The sequence below is a fragment of the Rhizobium atlanticum genome (assembly GCF_030182485.1).
Taxonomy (GTDB): Bacteria; Pseudomonadota; Alphaproteobacteria; order Rhizobiales; family Rhizobiaceae; genus Rhizobium.
Map to the genome: position 1 here is coordinate 386,309 of NZ_JAQJCJ010000001.1, position 18,655 is coordinate 404,963.

Here is an 18,655-nt window from a genome sequence, read left to right on the forward strand (position 1 = left end):
AGGATTTAACGAACGGGTTATAAGGTCACTTCGTTGAGCGTCATCACTTTTGCACCCCAGTCGCCGACCACAACGGTGGTGACGGAGGCCGGTGCAATATCAAATCTGGGCCAAGCGTCGATTGGCAGTCCCAGAACATGGCTGACAGCCGCCTTGATGACATCGGCATGAGACACCAGCGCTAAGCGCCTATCGTTGCCGCGACGGGCCAATGTCTCTATGAGCCCGAAAATCCGAGTTTGGACGTCCAGCATCGTCTCGCCTCCTGGCGTGCGGACGAGGCTGCGTGTGGTATTCCATCGGCGCCAAAGGGGATCATCATTGAGAACTTCGAAGGTTTTTCCGGACCAGTTGCCAAAATTCACTTCGTCCAATGCATCGTCTGTTTGCGGCAGAGACAGGCCACAGGCTGATGCGATACCTACTGCAGTCTCCCGTGTTCGTTCGCGCGGGCTGGTGTAGATCTCATTGATGTCCTCTCGGCGCAGCCTCTCCCCGAGACGCTGAACTTGCGAGCGTCCGGATTCGCCAAGCGAAATACCGGCTGTACGGCCCGCCAGGAAATTCCCGACATTGTCGTGCGCTGCGTGACGAACCAGGAAGAAAGTTGCCGTCATTCCGCGGCTCCGCGCAGAACATCCTCCTCATCGTCGATGAAATTCTGCGTCCGGCGGCGGGCCTCGTAATCGGTGAACTGCTGCGGCGGCGATTTCATGAAATAGCTCGACGGCCCTGTCAGAGCTCCGCCCAGGCCTCGGTCGAGGGCGAGTTTCGCGCAACGTATTGCATCGATGACAACGCCGGCTGAATTGGGCGAGTCCCACACTTCAAGCTTGAGCTCCGCATTGAGCGGCACGCCCCCGAAAGTGGTGCCCTCGAGCCTGATATAAGCCCATTTGCGATCGGTGAGCCAGGGGACGTGGTCACTTGGTCCGACATGTACATCGTCGGCAGGAAGCGGAATATCCAATTGGCTGGTGACCGACTGGGTCTTGGAGATCTTCTTTGATTCCAGCCGCTCGCGCTCCAACATATTGAGGAAATCAGTGTTTCCGCCGAAATTGAGCTGATAGGTGCGATCCACACGGACGCCCCGTTCGCGGAAGAGATTGACGAGCATTCGGTGGACGATCGTTGCCCCCACCTGGCTCTTGATATCGTCGCCGATGACCGGCAGCTTCCGGGCGGCGAACTTCTGCTGCCATTCCGGTTTGGAGGCTATGAATACCGGAATGCAATTGATAAAAGCGCAACCTGCCGCCAGCGCCTGTTCGGCATACCACTTGGTTGCTTCTTCCGAGCCAACGGGAAGATAGGAAACTAGCACGTCCGTCCCGGTTTGCCTGAGGATTTCCGCTACGTCCGCCGACGGCTCCGCCGATTCCTCGATCCGATCCTGGAGATACTTCCCTATCCCATCCATCGTCCTGCCGCGTTTCACCTCGACGCCAAGCGGAGCGACATCTGCGAAACGCTGCGTGTTGTTTGGTTCGGCGTATATCGCCTCCGCGACATCGCGCCCTACTTTTGAAGCGGCGACGTCGAAGGCCGCGGATATCTCAATATCGTGCACATGATATCCGCCGAGATCAACGTGCATGAGACCTGGAACCGGCTCGTTTTCCCGGGCGTTATCATAGTAGGTAAGTCCTTGAACCAATGACGAGGCGCAATTGCCAACTCCCACCAATCCAACACGAATGGATTTCGAACGCATGGTTCCCTCCAAGGGCTGCTTGCTGAGGCATCTACAAAGCTAACAAGCGGGAACTGCGCCGGTTCCCGATACCTTCCCGTTTTTTTCGATCGCGTCTGACGATGATCCAACCAGCTCGGGCAGGCATTGCTGCAAGGAAGGAGGACCGGATGCTGGTCTATGGCGATGTCGAGCACATCGAGAACACAGCAGCAGTACGCGCATCGATTTCAAGATTGATGATGGCGTGCATCGAAATGCAGCCGAGCCGGCAGCGCCACGAAACCCTGGTTCGAGCATTCATCCTGACTGGAGAACTGGTTCAGGGACTGGCCGATCAGGAATTCGGGGGAAAAGGCGCGGACGATATCTCCGAGCTTCAGGATGCAGGCGCGAAATTTCTGCGCATGCAGGCACGGGAGATCATGCGATCGTGGCGAAACGGGTTTTCCGGCAGTTTGTCCTTTCCAGAGGATTGGACAACCAAACTCGAATCTCTCGCCAGCGCCGATCCGGTGCGAATGAAGCGCGCAGAGGGCTACGCCTTTTATGCTTTGTATCCCGAGAGCTATATCGAGGCGGCTTCGATCTCAAACTTGACGTCTAAAACAGTCGTCATCGGGATCCGAAGCATCGGGACCGGACTCGCGGCTCTGGTTTCTGCAGCCTTGGATGCCGAGCCGGCCTATTCGCTGCGCCCGACTGGCCACCCCTTCGAGCGGTACGTACGCGTCACACCGGCTCTTTCCGAGCGGATTCTCGCCGACCATCGCACCGATTTTGCCATCGTCGATGAGGGGCCGGGGCTATCGGGGAGCTCGTTCGGCTGCGTTGCGGACTGGTTGCAGGCCAACGGCGTGGCGTCTGATCGGCTTCATTTTTTCCCGAGCCACACGGGTGAACTAGGCCCGCATGCAAGCGAGCCGCATCGGACCCGTTGGCGGGATCGGCCACGCCATGTCGTCAGCTTCGACGAGCTGACCCTCAAGACCCAAGATCCAAAACATCGTCTGCAGACATGGGCGGCCGATGTTGTCGGCGTTGCGCGTTCGTCCTGGCGGGACCTCTCCGGTGGCGCATGGCGCGCGGTTCGGTATCGTGATCCTTCACATTGGCCGCCGAGCTATATGCAGATGGAAAAACGCAAATTCCTGATGGAAGCCGAAGGAGGGGCGTGGCTTGTCAAGTTTGCCGGGCTTGGCGGGAGCGACTCGGACAAGGCCAGAAGAGGCTCCTTGCTGAGCGAAGCCGGTTTTATTCCGAAGATTGCCGGTACCTGTTACGGATTTGTCATCGACGAATGGCTGGATGGAACGCCCCTCGACCATAGTGGTGCAAGCAGGCGCGACATCGCGGATCACCTCGGACGTTATCTCGGTTTTCGTGCCCGTCACCTCCCGGCGCAAAACGCCGGCGCGTCGATCCAGAAACTGTGTGAGATGGCGATTTTCAATATTGCGGAAGCGGCAGGATCGGATACGGCAGAAAAATTGGGGTGCGTGATAAGCACGCCCGAGCGGCTGGCCGGACGATTGCGACGGGTCGATACGGACAACCGGCTTCACCCATGGGAATGGCTGACGACCACCAGCGGGCGCATCGTGAAGACGGATGCGCTCGATCACAACGCGGCCCACGATCTGATCGGGTGCCAGGACATTGCCTGGGACGTCGTGGGCGCCTGCGTGGAATTCGAACTCTCGAGTAAGGAGCGTTATCGTCTTGCCGATCTCGTCGCTCAGGAAGCGGACTGCGATTTGCGCGATGATGTGCTCAAGCTTTTCGAGGCATGTTATCTCGGTTTCCAGATAGGTTTGTGGTCGCAGGCGAGGGCGAGCGTCGATGACGCCGAGAGGGAGCGGATTGAAAGCACCATCAAACGCTACCTGGACCGCCTGCCGCAGTTGATCGGAGCCTGACTGCGGAAGCGGTCTGGATCCGAAGTTTTTCAGCAAAGTGACGGAGGCGGTTCCGCCATCGGGTGGCGGCTTCCATGTTCCACCAGATAAACTTCCCGTTCCGGATTGGCACGAATGACAAACCCGGCGCTTCTCAGCATCGCTTCGACCGCCGCCTTGTTCGGAATGAACCAATTTGTGGGGTCGCCAGCGTAACGTTCTTCCAAGAAATACACTTTGGGAAAGCCGCGCTGCTCAAATGCTGTCGTGTTGAAGAAGTCGTAATTTTCGCTGAGTGCCGCGACTTCCTCTTCCCCCGCTGCATGCATTGAAACAGCATCTGGCCGCGACGACATGCTCATGCAGAAGGTCGAGTGCCAGCAGCGAATGCCGCAGGTGATAAAGGACACCCATGAAAAGGACCAGGTCAAATCTCTCCTTCAGTTTTTCCACCTCGTACACCGACATCAGCTTGAACTCGATATCCTCACCTGTCTGTCTGGCTACGAACTCGGCTTGCCTGAGATAATGCGGGTCGGAGTCAATTCCGACGACCCGTCCGGCATTTCTTCTTTTCATTTCAAGTGAATAGAATCCGGCGTTGCAGCCGATGTCGAGAACGCTGCACCCCCGGAGATCTTCAGGCACAACCTGTTGAAAGTGGGTCCATTTGAATGACGGGTAGTCACCAAGAAAATGATCAGGCGCGGTCTGTACGCCGCTAATTCGCAGGTTGTGAAACCATGGCCTCAGGGCTGCGATGTCCCTTTCCAGTCGAGCCTTCTCGTTCATTCCGTACTCCGATCCGCAGCGTCAATCATTGCTTCGACCGCGCCGCCGAGACGTGTGTCCGGTTACGTTTGAATTTTCTGATCGCCGACCGTATCTGCTCGACGGACCGGGGGCCGATCCCCGCGAGCTTGAGGAGTTCGGCATTCTTCAAATCTGCCAATTGGCTCATTCGGTGAATTCCGCTTCTGGCGAGCGAACGGGCGATCCATCCAGGGAGACAGGTGGTCAATAAGGGATCTTCGGTATCTCCCCCTCCAGTCTTCGTCCGCTTTTGAGATACCTGCGGCATGTTCAGCTTGAGCCGGCTTCGTCAGATGTGGTCGAACCCTCTTGATGGTTTTCGGTTCCCGCTGAAGAAGAAAAACCCGCCAATTGTGTGCGAGATGGTCCTTCTCGGCCGACACACAGATGTCTGGACGGTGAATTTAGTCATCAGAATTGTGCGACGGATTGGTGTTGGGCGGCATATCTCCCGGACGGATGATGCGCGAATTACCGGTGTCCGGCGCCGGTTCCACCATTTCGGTGTCGCCGATGGGAGGAGGCCTGAGTTCGCCGTTGCAGTCATCCAGTTTCTTGGAGAGATCTTGATGGTCATCCGCTGAATCGCGATCCTGGTTTGACTGTGACGGGGCGACGCATTTGTCAGGCGGCGCCTGTGCGTTCGCCTGGAGCGATAGGGGGAGGATCGCCACGGTGAGCGATAGCGCGCTTAGGAGTCGTTTGAACTTCCGGGATGTGGTCGGCATGCCAAACCTCCGTTGGAGTTTATCCGGATGTCATTTCAGACCTTCTTCCGAATTGGGCCTCCACCAAGTCCTTAGGGGCCGGCCGCAGGGGCAATCTGCATCTGCACAGGCTGAAACTTGTCCGGCGGTCCGGAAAGTGGTTTCTGGCCCGTCAAGCGCTCGTCGTCCGAGGCTCGATGTCCCTGGGTTTGGGTGGTGGAATTCGTCGTCTCCGTTCCGATGCCGGGGTTCGAATCGAAAGTCCGCGCCGTGTTCGAATTCGTCGAGCTTTGCGGATTCCCGGAAAGCTGGTCAGTGCTAATTGGCTGCGGCGTAACTTTGCCGTCGGATGAAGCGACGCGCCAAACGGTATTGCCGGCATCATCGGCAACAAGCAACGCTCCCGTCCCATCGATCCCCACTCCGACCGGTCGCCCTTTTGCCTGATCGCCTTGGATAAAGCCTGTGACGACGTCCTGCGCCTTGCCAGATGGCTTGCCATTCTGGAACGGTACGAAGACAACTTTATAACCATTGAAGCTATTCCGGTTCCAGCTGCCGTGCTCGCCGATGAAGGCGCCGTTGGCGTATGCGGCTGGAAGCGCGGAGTTCATCGAGAAGGTCAATCCGAGCGCGGCAACATGGCTGGACAGGGCGTAGTCCGGTCGGATTGCCTTTTCGACCATGTCGGTTCGTGGCGGATGAACGCGAGCGTCGACGTGGTTGCCGTAGTAGCTCCAAGGCCAGCCGTAGAATCCGCCGTCCTCCACAGAGGTCATATAGTCGGGAACGAGGTTTGGGCCGAGTTCGTCACGCTCATTGACGACAACCCAGAGCGCACCCGTTTCGGGGTTGAAGGCAAGGCCGTTCGGGTTGCGCAGACCGGAGGCGAAAACGCGGGCCGCGCCGGTCTGCCGGTCGACCTGCCAGACCGCTGCACGACCTTTTTCTGCTTCGAGCCCGTTCTCAACGATATTGGAATTCGATCCGACCGAGACATAGAGCGCTCGGCCGTCGGGGCTGAGGGCCAGATCCTTCGTCCAATGATGATTAATCGGGCCGCCGGGAAGCGGCGTCAGGATTTTCGGCTGCGCGGCGACCTCGTTCCGTCCGAGTTCGTAAGGGTAGGCCAGGATGGCGCTCGTCGTGGCGACGTAAAGCGTATTGTCTATCCAGGCAAGGCCGAAGGGAGAATCAAGCTCCTTCAGCAGGTCATGGCGTTCATCGACGGTGCCGTCGCGATTGCTGTCACGCAGCAGGGTAATGATATTGCTCTCTTTCTGTTCACCGCTGCCGCCGTGGGCGATCGACATGATCCAGCCGCGGATGAGATCCTTCGGCCGCGAAGTCGGTTCGCCGGTCGGGCCGCGGGACTGGACGACGAGCACGTCGCCGTTTGGCAGGGTATGGACCGTGCGTGGATTGGCAAGGCCCTTCGCATAGGCACTGATCTTCAAGCCGTCGGGAACGGCAGGAGTCTCTCCTTCCTTCCAGCCGACCACTTCCGCGACTTTGAGATCAGATATCAGGGAGGAAGATGGCTCAGGCAGAACCGGATTCGGGCCGATCTGCTGCGACAGATCGAATTCGGCCTCCCGCGCCGACGTACCGAATCCGAGGAAAAGCGATAGAACCGAGGTGGCGAGAATGAGGGATCTCATCATCATACCCTCCAGGCCAATCTGGCATATTTGCGCGCGGAAACAGCGGCTGCCACCAGGCAAAGCGCTGAAGTAACGGCCGAGAGCGCCAGTCCATAAGGCACGACGGCAGTCCATCCGTCGCCGGCATGGACAAGGCTGTTCAGGAAGGCAAGGGCGAGGATGATCAGGTAGAGAAGCACAGACGGGAAAGCCGACCGCAACGGACGGGTGCGGGGCCGCGCGAGGTCAATCAAACCAGCCAGGATCGCAATCACACCGAACACGAGGCCGGCGCACAACAGCCAGGCGGAGAAGTTTTGCCACATGAGGTTGTTGCTCTGCCAGAAGGCGATATCGGTCGCGAGCGCAAGCGTGAAGCAGACGAACGGGAACGGGAGGAAGAGCGACTGTATCGGATAGGCGGCCGCGTCTCTATCGCTGGGTGAAAGTACAGCCATGGCATGCTCCGAAAGGCAAGTGCGCAGATATACGATTCAACCGTGGAGGCAGCGGATGGTTCCGTTGCAGCGGCACTGGCTTACGAACCGCCTCCTCGACGAATTGCGGCTGCTGCCTTTCGCGCGTACCGCCGGAGTGACAATGTAGGGAGGCACTTAACTTCCGTCCGTCATTCCCGTGACATGTGCGGGAGGAGTACGATGTTGTCGCCTGAAAGCGCCGCGGGCGCCAAGACTCCCGTCGGACACGGGGCGAAGCTCCGACCTTTATCGTTGCGCACTCACGATGAGCCAGCGGGTCGGCTTGCCGTCATATCCGCCGCCATCGCTTTCCTCGACGGCGAGGTTGCGCCAGCCGCCTGCCGTCAGAAGCGCCGAAAGCCAATGGGCGGATGGATAGTTGTAATAGCGCCCGAAGCCATCATGCCCTTCGGCTTCTCCCGACTTGAAGCTTGCGTGGAGGATGCCGCCGGTTCTGAGCGCGCGGTGAATGCGGGCGAAGACGTCGGCCAGGGTCGTTCTCGGGACATGAAGGAGGCTCGCTTCGGCCCAGACGCCGTCGAACGCGGCCTCGGCGTTGAGATCCTCAAAGAGCATGACCCTGACCTCCCTGCCGATTCGCGCCTCGGCTTGTGCCGCGAGTTCGGGTGAACCGTCGGTTGGCGTCACATCGAAGCCTTGAGAGAGCATGTAGGCACTGTCCTGTCCGCCGCCGCAGCCAAGTTCGAGGATTGCGGCCCCCGGCGCAAGTCGGGCAAGAAAAGTGTCGAGCTTCTGTTTCGGCAAGCTGAGCGCGCGATTGGCGTATATCGCTGCGTTATTGTCGTAGAAGGCGGAGGTGCTGTCATGGGGCATGGGGAGCGGCCGGTCCGGATCGTCGGTTGGATTGGAGATGCCTTTCGGCAAGCCGGTCGGCGCCGATGATGTCGATGACGAGGATGCCGTCGGGTATTTGCCGGTAGAAGGCGACATGACGCATGTGGAGGAGGCGGCGCAGGCCGGCGCCAAGCGCGTCGCACTCATCGCCCATGGAGGGCACGCGCGAAAGAAGTATTAAAATCCGATCCCAGTCAAGAAGATAGGCATCCGCCTGCGCCTCGCCGAAATGCAGATTGGCATACTCGTCGATGCCTGACAGTACGGCGTCGGCCGTTCGGGTCAGCCTATAGGTTGATGTCACGCAGCTTCACCTTCGTTTCCAACAAAATGTCGGGAATGCGCCGGTCGCTGATACCGCTCTCCTCGGCCTGCCTCAGGATCTCGCGCAGTTCGTCGTCCTCGAGCTTACGATGGTCCTGGTCCTTCGCGATCAGCTCCGCCAGGAATGCGTCGGCGCTGTCGTATCTGCCGCTTGCGACACGGCGCGAGATGTAATCCGCCAGATTATCCGGAAGCGAGATCGTCATTTTCGCCATTGAATTTCCTGCCGTCCGTGCGTGCCGGTTCAGCTGTCCTGATGCCTGTTACGATTCCCCACCCCGTGATAGAAGCGTTGCCGCCCGCCGTCGAGCGCTTGGGTCACATGAGGGCCAGTCTTCTTTAATGATTGCATCGGCGTCGGCGAGTTCGAGAACTGTCGTCAGCCCGGCTGCTTTGAAGGCGAGGCCGAGAGCGGCGCCCACCATGTCAGTGCTGGCGCCGCCGTTCGCGTGAAAGGTCTGAAGGTCAGGCCGGGATGAGGCGCGTCCAGCCGTGCTCATCGTTCGTTACGCCCTTCTGCAGACTGACGAGCTGCTGTCGCAGTTCGCTGGTCAGCTTGCCAGTCTGTCCGTCTCCGACCAGAAACTCGCCGCCGGCATGTCGAACCAGGCCGATGCCCGCCAGGACTGCGGCAGTGCCGCAAGCGAACGCTTCGACAAGCCTGCCGCTGGCGGCATCCTCCTGCCATTCCGCGAAGGAGTAGGGACGCTGCTCCACGCGCAAGCCCCTTTCTTCTGCGAGCACGATGACGGAAGCCCGAGTGATGCCCGGCAGGATCGTGCCGCCAAGGGGCGGGGTCACCATCGATCCATCATTCATCACGAAGAAGACGTTCATGCCGCCGAGTTCTTCGACCCAGCGATGCTCCGCGGCATCCAGGAAGACGACCTGATCGCAACCCCTCTTCGCGGCTTCCGCTTGCGCCACGAGGCTGGCTGCGTAGTTTCCGCCGCATTTTGCAGCGCCGGTGCCGCCGCTGGCTGCACGGGTGTATTCGGTTTCGACCCAAAGAGAGACGGCCTTCGCGCCGCCCTTGAAGTAGGCGCCGACCGGTGAGGCGATGATGCAGAAGATATATTCTTGAGCCGGACGAACGCCGAGAAACGCCTCGTTGGCGAACATGAAGGGGCGAAGGTAGAGGCTGGCGTCGCCAGCCGGAATCCAGGCCTTGTCGACGCGGACCAGTGCTTCGACCGCCTTCAAAAAGAGTTCTTCGGGCACGGGAGGCATCGCCATGCGGGTTGCCGATTGCGCGAAGCGGCGTGCGTTCTCTTCAGGCCGAAAGAGCAGAATCCGGCCATCGTCAGCCTTGTAGGCTTTCATGCCTTCGAAGATTTCCTGAGCGTAATGCAGCACGGCGCTCGCAGGATCGAGCTCCAAGGGTCGCCTGGGCGTAACCTTCGTATCATGCCAGCCCTTGTCGGCCGTCCATCGCGCCAGGACCATGTGATCCGTGAAGATCTTGCCGAAGCCGGGCGTCTCCAGTGCCTGGATGCGGTCGGCGTCCGAGACGGGGGTCTTGTGGAGTTCGATTTTGATTTCGGGAGAGGCCGACATCACGGTCATTGCTGGCACCTTGATAGTAAATTGAATAGTGGCGGCGACACTACCGCCGCCGAGCCGGTTTTGGAAAGGTCTGAAGCAGCCGGTTTCGGCTTGATCAGCGTAATAATCACTTGAGGTGGCTGACTTCGAGCAGCAAATTCGGGAATCGAGCGCCTGCGATCGAGGATGGCGTCACCATCGGTCGATTCGGGAACTTCATTCTTATCGGGAATGACGTTCGCGAATTTCATACCCAGGAATATGTGATCTCCAACTTATCGCATGACAAGAAAATAGGTCAGCATTATTGACATAATTTCCGCCGCATGATTTGTCGGCGGTACAGAAAATACGAGGAAACCTCCATGCTGAACTGGGACACCATGTTTGCGTCGCGCTCATCGCGCATGCGCGCATCCGAAATCCGCGAGCTCCTGAAGCTTCTCGACCAGCCCGACATTATTTCCTTTGCCGGCGGCATTCCGGATCCGGCGCTGTTTCCGGCCGAGGAATTCCAACGGGCCTATGCCGATATCTTCGCAGGTGCCGCCGTCAATTCGGCGCTGCAATATTCGGTCAGCGAAGGCTACAAGCCGCTGCGCGAATGGCTGGTCAAGCAGATGGCCGCCCTCGGCATTCCCTGCGAGCTCGACAATGTCTTCATTGTCTCCGGCTCACAGCAGGGGCTCGATTATCTCGGAAAGCTCTTTCTTTCGCCCAATGATACCGCGCTCGTGACCTGGCCGACCTATCTTGGCGCGCTGCAGGCCTTCAATGCCTATGAGCCGGCCTATGACCAACTGACGCCGAGCGGCAACCGGACGCCCGAGTCCTACCGCGTGGCGGCTGCGGCTGCCGGCGGCAAGGTGAAATTCGCCTATCTCTCCGCAGATTTCTCCAATCCGACCGGCGAAACCGTCGATCTCGCCGGCCGCAAGCGGGTGCTGGCGCTCGCCGAAGAGCTCGACATTGCCGTCATCGAGGATGCCGCCTACCAGTCGCTGCGTTACGACGGCGAGCCGATCCCGCCGATCCTGGCGTTGGAGATCGCCGAGAAGGGCCATATCAACGACACGCGCACGATCTATTGCGGCAGCTTTTCCAAGACGCTGGCGCCCGGCCTTCGCGTCGGCTTCATCGTCGCCAATGCGCCTGTCATCCGCAAGCTGGTGCTGATGAAGCAGGCGGCCGACCTGCATTCCTCAACGATCAATCAGATGGCGATATCCGATGTCGCCGTGCGCGGTTTCGACAAGCAGGTTGCCAAGATTAAAGCGGCCTACAGCCATCGCCGCGACTGCATGCTGGCGGCGCTCGAGAAGTACATGCCCAAGGGCACGAGCTGGACGAAGCCGGAAGGCGGCATGTTCATCTGGATCACGCTGCCGGAAGGCATGGACGGCGCCAAGCTGCTGGCGAAATCGCTCGAGACCGCCAAGGTCGCCTTCGTGCCCGGCAAAGCCTTCTTCGCCGACGGCTCCGGCGCCAACACCTTCCGCGTCAGCTTCTCCTGCGCGAATGAGCAGATGATCGAGGATGGCATTGGTCGGTTAGGTAAGTTGATCACTGAGATTGGTGGGTGAGTGTTGGGAGTGGGGTGCAACAAAACTGTTGTGCCGTATGGCCCTATCCGACCCCTCGGGCCATCGACTGGGGTTGAGCCACGGGTCTCAACCCGTCCTTCGGACCCCCGCTGGGGAGAAGATGGAGCAAGCCGCTCGCTTCTCTTTCCACTGCAGACGTTTCTAGGAAACGAGACCATTCCGCTTCTCCCCATCGGGGAGAAGATGCCTGAAGGCAGATGAGGGGCTGCATGGCACGCCCTCTCATTCCTCATTCCTGTGACGAGCACAGGAATGAGGGAGGGGAGGGAACTGCTTCCGCCCTCTTCTCTGAGGAAAGGACGCTGTCTTTCACCGTGTCATGCCTGATCTTCTCTCGCTATTGCTGGAGATGCGGGCCGAAAAGCTCGAGGTCGGCTTCGCCGAGCCGGTCGCTCGCCGTATTCAGCTGGTGCCAATAGGGATAGATCACCGGGGGCAGGCTGACGGCTTCGAGACGCTTGCGCTCCTCATCCGTGAGTTTCAGCTCGGCAGCGGCGATGTTGTCACGGAACTGGGCTTCGGTGCGCCCGCCGATGATGACCGAGGTGACCGCCTTGCGGCCGATCAACCAGGCAAGCGCCACCTGGGCCGCCGAGACGCCGCGCTCTTTGCCGATTGCCACCAGCGTCTCGACGATGTTCCAGAGGCGGTTTTCGTCGCGGATCGGCGGCTCGGTCCAGCCGGCGAACTGGCGCGTTCCCTCGGGAGCGGCCTGGTTGCGGCGGTGTTTGCCGGAAAGCAGCCCGCCGGCAAGCGGGCTCCAGACCAGCACGCCCAGGCCCTGGTCGATCGAAATCGGCAGCAGCTCGTATTCGGCATCGCGCGCTTCGAGCGTGTAATGGATCTGCTGGCTGACGAAGCGCTGATAGCGATGCTCATTGGCGATGCCGAGCGCCTTCATAATGTGCCAGCCGGAGTAGTTCGAGCAGCCGACATAGCGCACCTTTCCCTGCTTGATCAGCGTGTCGAGCGCTTCCATCGTCTCTTCGAGCGGCGTCTGGCCGTCCCATTCATGCACCTGGTAGAGGTCGATGACGTCGGTCTTCAGGCGCTTGAGGCTCGCCTCGCATTCGCGGATCAGGTGGTAGCGCGACAGGCCGCGGTCGTTCGGACCGTCGCCCATGCCGAAGCGCGCCTTGGTAGCGAGCAGTACGCCCTGCGGCCGCTTGCCGGCGAGCGCATCGCCGATGATGTTTTCGCATTCGCCTGACGAATAGACGTTGGCGGTATCGATCAGATTGATGCCGGCATCGATGCACATATCGATCATCTTTTTCGCCTCGGAGACGCCGAGATCGCCGACCATCTTCGCCCAGCCGACCCCGCCGAAGGTCATGGTGCCCATAGTCAAAGTCGAAACCTTCAGGCCGGAACGGCCGAGCAGACGATATTCCATCGAAACTCCTCCTTCATCAAACGCGATTGACGTACCTCAACGCGGTAGAATGGCAATGGCGGCAGGTTCACGCCTGAGGGCCGGCGAGATTGCCGCCCAGAGACTGCGATCGATCGTGGGGGGCGTGAGCCGCGCGGCAGATCGTACAATATGTGATTGGCTTGTCGACGGGAATCATCCTGAACGGAGCGATCAGGCGGCGGGTCCAGGCCGCGTCAGGTCTCGTCCTTGTTTTTCCTCTGAATGTTGTCGCGAAGCGAAGCGATCGTATCGCGAATCCTGCCGACGGTTTCGACGTCGAGACCGACGGCTTTGGCGATGCAGTCGAACACATGGGTGGCGCGGCTCTTGAGGGCCTGTCCCTTCTGTGTCAGGCGGAGAAGCACCTGGCGCTCGTCGGCGGGGTTGCGATTGCGGGTGACGAGGCCGACATTTTCCAGCCGCTTCAAGAGCGGGGTGAGGGTGCTGGAGTCAAGGAAAAGTGTCTCGCCGAGATCCTTCACCGTGCGGTCATCACGCGCCCACAGGGCCGTCATCACAAGGAATTGTGGATAGGTCAGGTCCAGCTCATCGAGCAGCGGGCGGTAAAGCTGGTTGAAGGCATGGCCTGCCGAATAGATTGAAAAGCAAAGCATTTCATCGATTTTCGGCACGTCGGCGAGATCATTCGTTCGGGTGTTTTTCATCACGCTCTCCTCTGATTTCAATGTAATTTGTGCACGATCTATTTGCAAGCTATTGACGTCCGGCATGCCGTCCTCTATTTAGATAGTGTACAAATAAATCGCTTACAAATAACAAGCCGAAGGGAATGCAGCTGGTGGCTCCCGGTTCGGCTCCCATTGAAACTCAACGACGAAAGGATATGACCCATGTTCAAGTTCGCTGCTGTCGCCGCCCTGGCGGCCGCTCTTCTTTCCGGCGCTGCCGTTGCTCAGCCGACCAAGCCGACCGTCGTCCTCGTTCACGGCGCCTTTGCCGATTCATCCAGCTGGAACGGCGTGATCGAGATCTTGCGCAAGGACGGCTTCCCGGTCGTGGCTGCCGCTAATCCGCTGCGCAGCGTATCGGGCGACGCCGCCTATATATCCGATGTCGTCGGTAGCATTGCGGGCCCTGTCGTCCTCGTCGGCCATTCCTATGGAGGGCAGGTAATCTCGACCGCCGCAAACGGCCACGACAACGTCAAGTCGCTGGTCTATGTCGCCGCCTTCGCGCCGGATGCCGGGGAATCGGTTGCGGATCTCGCCGGCAAGTTTCCCGGCGGCACGCTGAGCGGAGCGCTGGCGGCCCCGGTGAAGCTCAGCGCAGGTGGCGTCGACCTCTCTATCGACCAGGCCAAATTCCATGATCAGTTCGCCAGCGACGTGCCGGCCGAACAGGCGGCCCTGATGGCGGCGGCCCAGCGGCCGATCACCGAAGCGGCCCTGACCGAAAAATCCGGTGAGCCTGCCTGGAAGAAGCTGCCGTCGTGGTTCGTCTACGGCACCGGCGACAAGAATATCCCGGCCGCAGCCCTTGCCTTCATGGCCGAGCGGGCAGGCTCCAAGCGGACCGTCGTGGTCGAGGGCGCGTCCCACGTCGTGATGGTTTCGCAGCCGCAGAAGGTGGCGGAAGTCGTCGAAGAGGCCGCGAAGTAGCGTCTATCGGAGAGGCGACGGCAACGCAGTGGTTTCAGGGCGCAGCGCAGCTGCTGCCTCCTGTCACATCTCTGTCAACGACCACTAATAAGGGAGGGGTGACGCAATTCCCGAGGACCCTCCCATGAAGACGATCGTTTCCGCCGCTGCTCTTCTCGCCGCGAGCCTCCTTGCCGTTCCGGCTTCGGCCGCAAGCCTCGTTCTCTACACCAGCCAGCCTAACGAAGACGCGCAGGCGACGGTCGACGGCTTCATGGCCGCCAATCCCGACATCAAGGTCGACTGGGTGCGCGACGGCACGCCGAAGATCATCGCCAAGCTTCAGGCCGAGATCCAGGCCGGCAATCCGGTCGCCGATGTCCTCCTCATCGCCGACATGGTGACGCTGGAGCGCCTCAAGGAAGACGGCAAGCTGCTCGCTTACAAGTCGCCGGAAGCCGCAGGATACGACGCCAGCCTCTATGACGCCGACGGCTATTATTACTCGACCAAGCTGATCACGACAGGCATCATGTACAACACCTCGGCCGCGATGAAGCCGACGAGCTGGAAGGACCTGACGAAGCCTGAGACCAAGGGCTTCGTTACCATGCCGAGCCCGCTCGCTTCGGGTGCTGCGCTGATCCACGCCCAGACGCTGGCCGCAGTTCCCGGCCTCGGCTGGGATTATTACAAGGCGCTCGCCGAAAACGGCGCGATCGCTGCCGGCGGCAATGGCGCCGTCCTGAAGTCGGTCGCCTCCGGCGAGAAGGCCTACGGCATGGTCGTCGACTATCTGCCGATCCGCGAGAAGGCCAAGGGCGCACCCGTCGAATTTGTCTTCCCGAGCGAAGGCGTTTCGGCCGTCACCGAGCCGGTCGGCATCCTTGCCAGCACCAAGAATGCAGAGGCTGCCAAGAAGTTCGTCGATTACGTGCTCTCGGAAAAGGGCCAGGAAGGCTTCCTGAAGCTCGGCTATATCCCGGCCCGCAACGGCATGAAGCTGCCGGAAGGTTTCCCGGCGCGCGATACCATTAAGGTCCTGCCGATCAAGGCAGCGGAAGCGTTGAAAAATACCGATCAGGATCTGAAGACCTTCTCCGGTATTTACGGCTCGAACTGATCCAGCCATGCAAGGATATGTGAGACCGGGAAACAGCCAGCCCGCCTGGCTGTTTCCTTTTATCGTCATATCAGTCCTGATCTTCAGCATGCTGCCGCTCGCCCGCCTCGCCATGGTCGGGATCGTGGCCTTCGCCAGCGGCGGCGTCATCGATGTGCTGAGCGAACCGTCACTCTGGCAGGCCACCTATTACACCATCGTCACCGCGGTCCTGGGCACGATCATTTCCCTTGCCATCGGCTGCCTCTTCGCCTTCGTGCTGACGCTGACCGATATCAGCGGCAAGGGGTTGCTCAGCTTCTTCTTCGTGCTGCCGATGATGATCCCGCCGCAGGTGACGGCACTTGCCTGGGTGCAGATGTCGGGGCCGTCGAGCCCGCTGTTGAAGGCGCTCTCGCTTGCGCCGCCGCTGGGTTCGCCGCAGCCGCTCTATTCGGTGGGCGGCATTGCGCTGCTCTATGGCGTGCAGCATGCGCCGCTGGTCTATCTGGCGCTGCGCGCCGGGCTGATGACGCTGCCGCGCGACGGCGTCGAGGCCGCGCGGCTTTCCGGCGCCTCGAGCCTCAGGGTGTTCCGCGACATCATCCTGCCGCTGTCTCTGCCCGGCATCATCGCCGGCGCGGCGATCTCCTTCGTCTCCTGCACCGGCAATTTCGGCATTCCCGCCATTCTCGGCATCCCGGCCTCGATCTACACGCTGCCGACGCTCATCTTCACCAAATTCTCTGCCTTCACCAGCCGCACCTTCGGCGATGTCGCCGTGCTCTCCGGCATCATCGCCATGATCTCGGTCGCAGGCTTGATGATCCAGGACCGGGCGCTCAGAGGCCGCGACTATCGCGTCATCGGCCTGTCGGGGGCAAGTGCCGTCTTCGAGTTCGGCCCCTGGCGCTTCGCCTTCCCGCCGCTCCTCTGGGCGATCCTGTTCTTCATGCTGGCCGCCCCCTTCTTCGCGCTTGTTGCCGGTGCGCTGGTGCCGGCTTATGGCGTACCACTCACCTTCAAGACTATGTCGCTGCATGCCTTTCAGGAGATCCTATTCCGGCAGGCGGTGACACGCACGGCCTTCGTTAATTCGCTGTCGCTTGCCGGCGCGACCGCACTTGGTCTGCTTGTGGTGACAGTGCTTGCGGCCTATGCACTGACGCGACGCAGAGACATGGCGTCGCGGATCGTTTCCAGCCTGATCGAGATACCCTATTCGCTGCCGGGCATCGTCATGGCGGTCTCCTTCATTCTCGTCTTCGCGGCACCGATCCCCGTCCTGCACGTCTCGCTCTACGGGACGATCTGGATCATCCTTATTGCCTATTTTTCCTCCTTCTTCGCCGTCAGCCTGAAGCCTGTCGTCAGCGCCTTCCACCAGCTCGATCCAGCGCTGGAAGAGGCCGCGCGGCTTTCCGGCGCCGGCTTCTTTCGCAGGCTTTCCGATATCATCGTGCCGCTGATCGCGCCGGCCGCCGGCGCTTCCGTCAACCTCGTCTTTCTCATCGCCTGCAACGAGCTGACGATCTCGGCGCTGCTCTGGTCGGCCGGCACCCAGACGCTCGGCGTCGCGATCTACAATCTCGACGACAGCGGCAGTTCCGACCTTGCCTCGGCACTGTCAGTACTCGTCGTGCTGATGGTCGTCGTCCTAATGCTGCTCTTGGAACTCCTGTCCAAACGCCTGCCGAAAGGGGTGGTCCCGTGGCGCAACTGATCCTCAACCAGGTGGCCAAGGATTTCGGCACCGGGCGGGCGGCCGTCAGCGGCTTTTCGCTCGATGTGCGCGACGGCGGCTTTCTGGCGCTGCTCGGGCCTTCCGGCTGCGGCAAGACGACGGTGCTGCGAATGATCGCTGGTTTCGAGACGCCCTCCGACGGCTCGATTCATCTCGGTGAGCGGCTGCTGGCAGATGCCGCCCAGTCGCTGCCGCCCGAGAAGCGCAACATGGCGATGGTCTTCCAGTCCTATGCGCTCTGGCCGCATATGAGCGTCGCCGACAATGTCGGCTATCCCCTGAAGGTGCGCGATGTCTCGGGCGAGGCATACCGGGCGAAGGTCGGCGAGGCGCTTTCCACCGTGCGGCTTGCCGATCATGCCGGGCGGCGGCCGGCCGATCTCTCCGGCGGCCAGCGCCAGCGCGTGGCGCTCGCCCGCTGCCTGGTGACGTCGCCCGATGTCGTGCTGCTTGACGAACCGCTCGCCAATCTTGACCGGCACCTGAAGCAGGAGATGGAGGAGACTTTTCGCGACTTCCACCAGCGCTCGGGCGCAACGATGATCTACGTCACCCACGATCAGAGCGAGGCAATGGCGCTGGCGACCGACGTCGCCGTCATGTCCGAAGGACGCTTGCTACAGGTGGCGCCGCCGGCCGAAATCTATGCCCGCCCGGAAGGACGAATCGTCGGCGGGCTGATCGGGCGCGGCGCAATCCTGACGCTGCCTATCATGGGCGGCGAGCGCCATCTGGAGTGGGACGAGCTGCAGGATGCGCTGCAGGCGGCCAATACCGATGGCGCCGATATTCTTGTGCGGCCGGAGGATGTGATCATCGGCGGCGAGGGCGCTCCCGCGACCGTCGAATCCGTGCTGTTCGAGGGCGAGCGCTACGCCGTCAAACTGACGCTCGGAAACGGCCAGACGTTGCGCGCCTTCAGCCGCGCCGTTGTCGGGGCCGGCGAGAAGATACGCGTCGTCATCCGTGCCGGATGGCGGCTTTGACGGAGGCGGGTGACCCTTACGGTCGTTGAAGCTTGGCGATAATGTTGAAAGTCGCCGATGCCTCGTTCTGAATCGAAAGAAGTTGAATATTCTACGCGCCGTGGAAAAACGCGTTGAGGCGATCGGTTCGCCGGGCATGCATTATTCTAGTTCGGATATTTGCGGACTATCGGGGCTTGTAGCCTACCAGACCCGCAGCCGTGCGGAACCGGATGCCGACGCGGCTTGTTTCGGTCCTGGAAGC

At 60.5% G+C, this 18,655-nt stretch carries 18 protein-coding genes and 1 pseudogene; 6 read left to right on the top strand and 13 right to left on the bottom strand.

All coding sequences use genetic code 11. The annotated features are described in order from the left end of the window. Positions 1–17: 17 nt before the first annotated feature. On the bottom strand, positions 18–617 hold the full coding sequence (locus PH551_RS01825; RefSeq protein ID WP_097598037.1) for a histidine phosphatase family protein: 600 nt from the start codon (positions 615–617) through the stop codon (positions 18–20). After that, the gene (locus tag PH551_RS01830) at positions 614–1,717 is read right to left on the bottom strand and encodes an inositol-3-phosphate synthase (protein WP_285191622.1); all 1,104 of its coding nucleotides are present in this window, start codon (positions 1,715–1,717) and stop codon (positions 614–616) included. The genes PH551_RS01825 and PH551_RS01830 overlap by 4 nt, the downstream gene beginning before the upstream one ends. 149 nt (positions 1,718–1,866) lie before the next feature. Between PH551_RS01830 and PH551_RS01835 the strand changes: the two genes are divergently transcribed. Then, positions 1,867–3,615 (top strand): hypothetical protein, encoded by a 1,749-nt coding sequence (locus PH551_RS01835; RefSeq protein WP_285191623.1) that lies wholly within the window; start codon positions 1,867–1,869, stop codon positions 3,613–3,615. A gap of 29 nt (positions 3,616–3,644) precedes the next feature. Here PH551_RS01835 and PH551_RS01840 read toward each other — a convergent pair. The 9 genes and pseudogenes from PH551_RS01840 to PH551_RS01880 form a co-directional block, all read right to left on the bottom strand. Then, a pseudogene (locus PH551_RS01840) lies at positions 3,645–4,386 on the bottom strand (TIGR04290 family methyltransferase). Between the two features lie 425 nt (positions 4,387–4,811). Continuing rightward, positions 4,812–5,135 carry a hypothetical protein gene (locus PH551_RS01845; protein ID WP_085778683.1) on the bottom strand — a complete coding sequence of 108 codons (324 nt, stop codon included), beginning with the start codon at positions 5,133–5,135 and terminating at the stop codon, positions 4,812–4,814. 71 nt (positions 5,136–5,206) lie between these two features. Next, entirely contained in the window at positions 5,207–6,778 is a 1,572-nt protein-coding gene (locus PH551_RS01850; RefSeq protein WP_285191624.1) for a PQQ-dependent sugar dehydrogenase, read from the bottom strand. Next, positions 6,778–7,215, bottom strand: a complete 438-nt coding sequence (locus PH551_RS01855) for a DUF2231 domain-containing protein (RefSeq protein ID WP_285191625.1) — start codon at positions 7,213–7,215, stop codon at positions 6,778–6,780. Before PH551_RS01855 ends, PH551_RS01850 begins: the two co-directional genes overlap by 1 nt. Before the next feature lie 267 nt (positions 7,216–7,482). Next, on the bottom strand, positions 7,483–8,070 hold the full coding sequence (locus PH551_RS01860) for a class I SAM-dependent methyltransferase (protein ID WP_285191626.1): 588 nt from the start codon (positions 8,068–8,070) through the stop codon (positions 7,483–7,485). After that, entirely contained in the window at positions 8,060–8,395 is a 336-nt protein-coding gene (locus PH551_RS01865) for a type II toxin-antitoxin system RelE/ParE family toxin (protein WP_085778679.1), read from the bottom strand. Before PH551_RS01865 ends, PH551_RS01860 begins: the two co-directional genes overlap by 11 nt. Next, on the bottom strand, positions 8,379–8,630 hold the full coding sequence (locus PH551_RS01870) for a ribbon-helix-helix domain-containing protein (RefSeq protein WP_183702550.1): 252 nt from the start codon (positions 8,628–8,630) through the stop codon (positions 8,379–8,381). The genes PH551_RS01865 and PH551_RS01870 overlap by 17 nt, the downstream gene beginning before the upstream one ends. 250 nt (positions 8,631–8,880) lie before the next feature. Beyond that, a complete protein-coding gene (locus PH551_RS01875; RefSeq protein WP_085778677.1) occupies positions 8,881–9,981 on the bottom strand; it encodes a branched-chain amino acid aminotransferase in 1,101 nt (366 codons plus the stop codon). Continuing rightward, positions 9,978–10,211 carry a hypothetical protein gene (locus PH551_RS01880; RefSeq protein WP_285191627.1) on the bottom strand — a complete coding sequence of 78 codons (234 nt, stop codon included), beginning with the start codon at positions 10,209–10,211 and terminating at the stop codon, positions 9,978–9,980. Before PH551_RS01880 ends, PH551_RS01875 begins: the two co-directional genes overlap by 4 nt. A gap of 114 nt (positions 10,212–10,325) precedes the next feature. Between PH551_RS01880 and PH551_RS01885 the strand changes: the two genes are divergently transcribed. Further along, complete coding sequence (locus tag PH551_RS01885) at positions 10,326–11,543, top strand: aminotransferase-like domain-containing protein (RefSeq protein ID WP_285191628.1); 1,218 nt, start codon at positions 10,326–10,328, stop codon at positions 11,541–11,543. A 358-nt stretch (positions 11,544–11,901) separates the two neighbouring features. On the opposite strand, the gene PH551_RS01890 is transcribed toward PH551_RS01885, so the two are convergent. Further along, positions 11,902–12,960, bottom strand: coding sequence for an aldo/keto reductase (locus PH551_RS01890; protein ID WP_285191629.1), 1,059 nt, complete (start codon positions 12,958–12,960; stop codon positions 11,902–11,904). 215 nt (positions 12,961–13,175) lie between these two features. Continuing rightward, complete coding sequence (locus PH551_RS01895; protein WP_085778673.1) at positions 13,176–13,646, bottom strand: MarR family winged helix-turn-helix transcriptional regulator; 471 nt, start codon at positions 13,644–13,646, stop codon at positions 13,176–13,178. A gap of 186 nt (positions 13,647–13,832) precedes the next feature. Here PH551_RS01895 and PH551_RS01900 point away from each other — a divergent pair, with 186 nt between their 5' ends. The 4 genes from PH551_RS01900 to PH551_RS01915 all read left to right on the top strand — a co-directional run bounded on the left by PH551_RS01900 (position 13,833) and on the right by PH551_RS01915 (position 18,411). Next, positions 13,833–14,600, top strand: a complete 768-nt coding sequence (locus PH551_RS01900; protein WP_285191630.1) for an alpha/beta fold hydrolase — start codon at positions 13,833–13,835, stop codon at positions 14,598–14,600. A gap of 124 nt (positions 14,601–14,724) precedes the next feature. Beyond that, positions 14,725–15,702 (top strand): ABC transporter substrate-binding protein, encoded by a 978-nt coding sequence (locus tag PH551_RS01905; RefSeq protein ID WP_085778671.1) that lies wholly within the window; start codon positions 14,725–14,727, stop codon positions 15,700–15,702. 7 nt (positions 15,703–15,709) lie between these two features. Beyond that, complete coding sequence (locus PH551_RS01910; RefSeq protein ID WP_285191631.1) at positions 15,710–17,404, top strand: ABC transporter permease; 1,695 nt, start codon at positions 15,710–15,712, stop codon at positions 17,402–17,404. Beyond that, positions 17,392–18,411 (top strand): ABC transporter ATP-binding protein, encoded by a 1,020-nt coding sequence (locus PH551_RS01915; protein WP_285191632.1) that lies wholly within the window; start codon positions 17,392–17,394, stop codon positions 18,409–18,411. Before PH551_RS01910 ends, PH551_RS01915 begins: the two co-directional genes overlap by 13 nt. Positions 18,412–18,655: the final 244 nt, after the last annotated feature.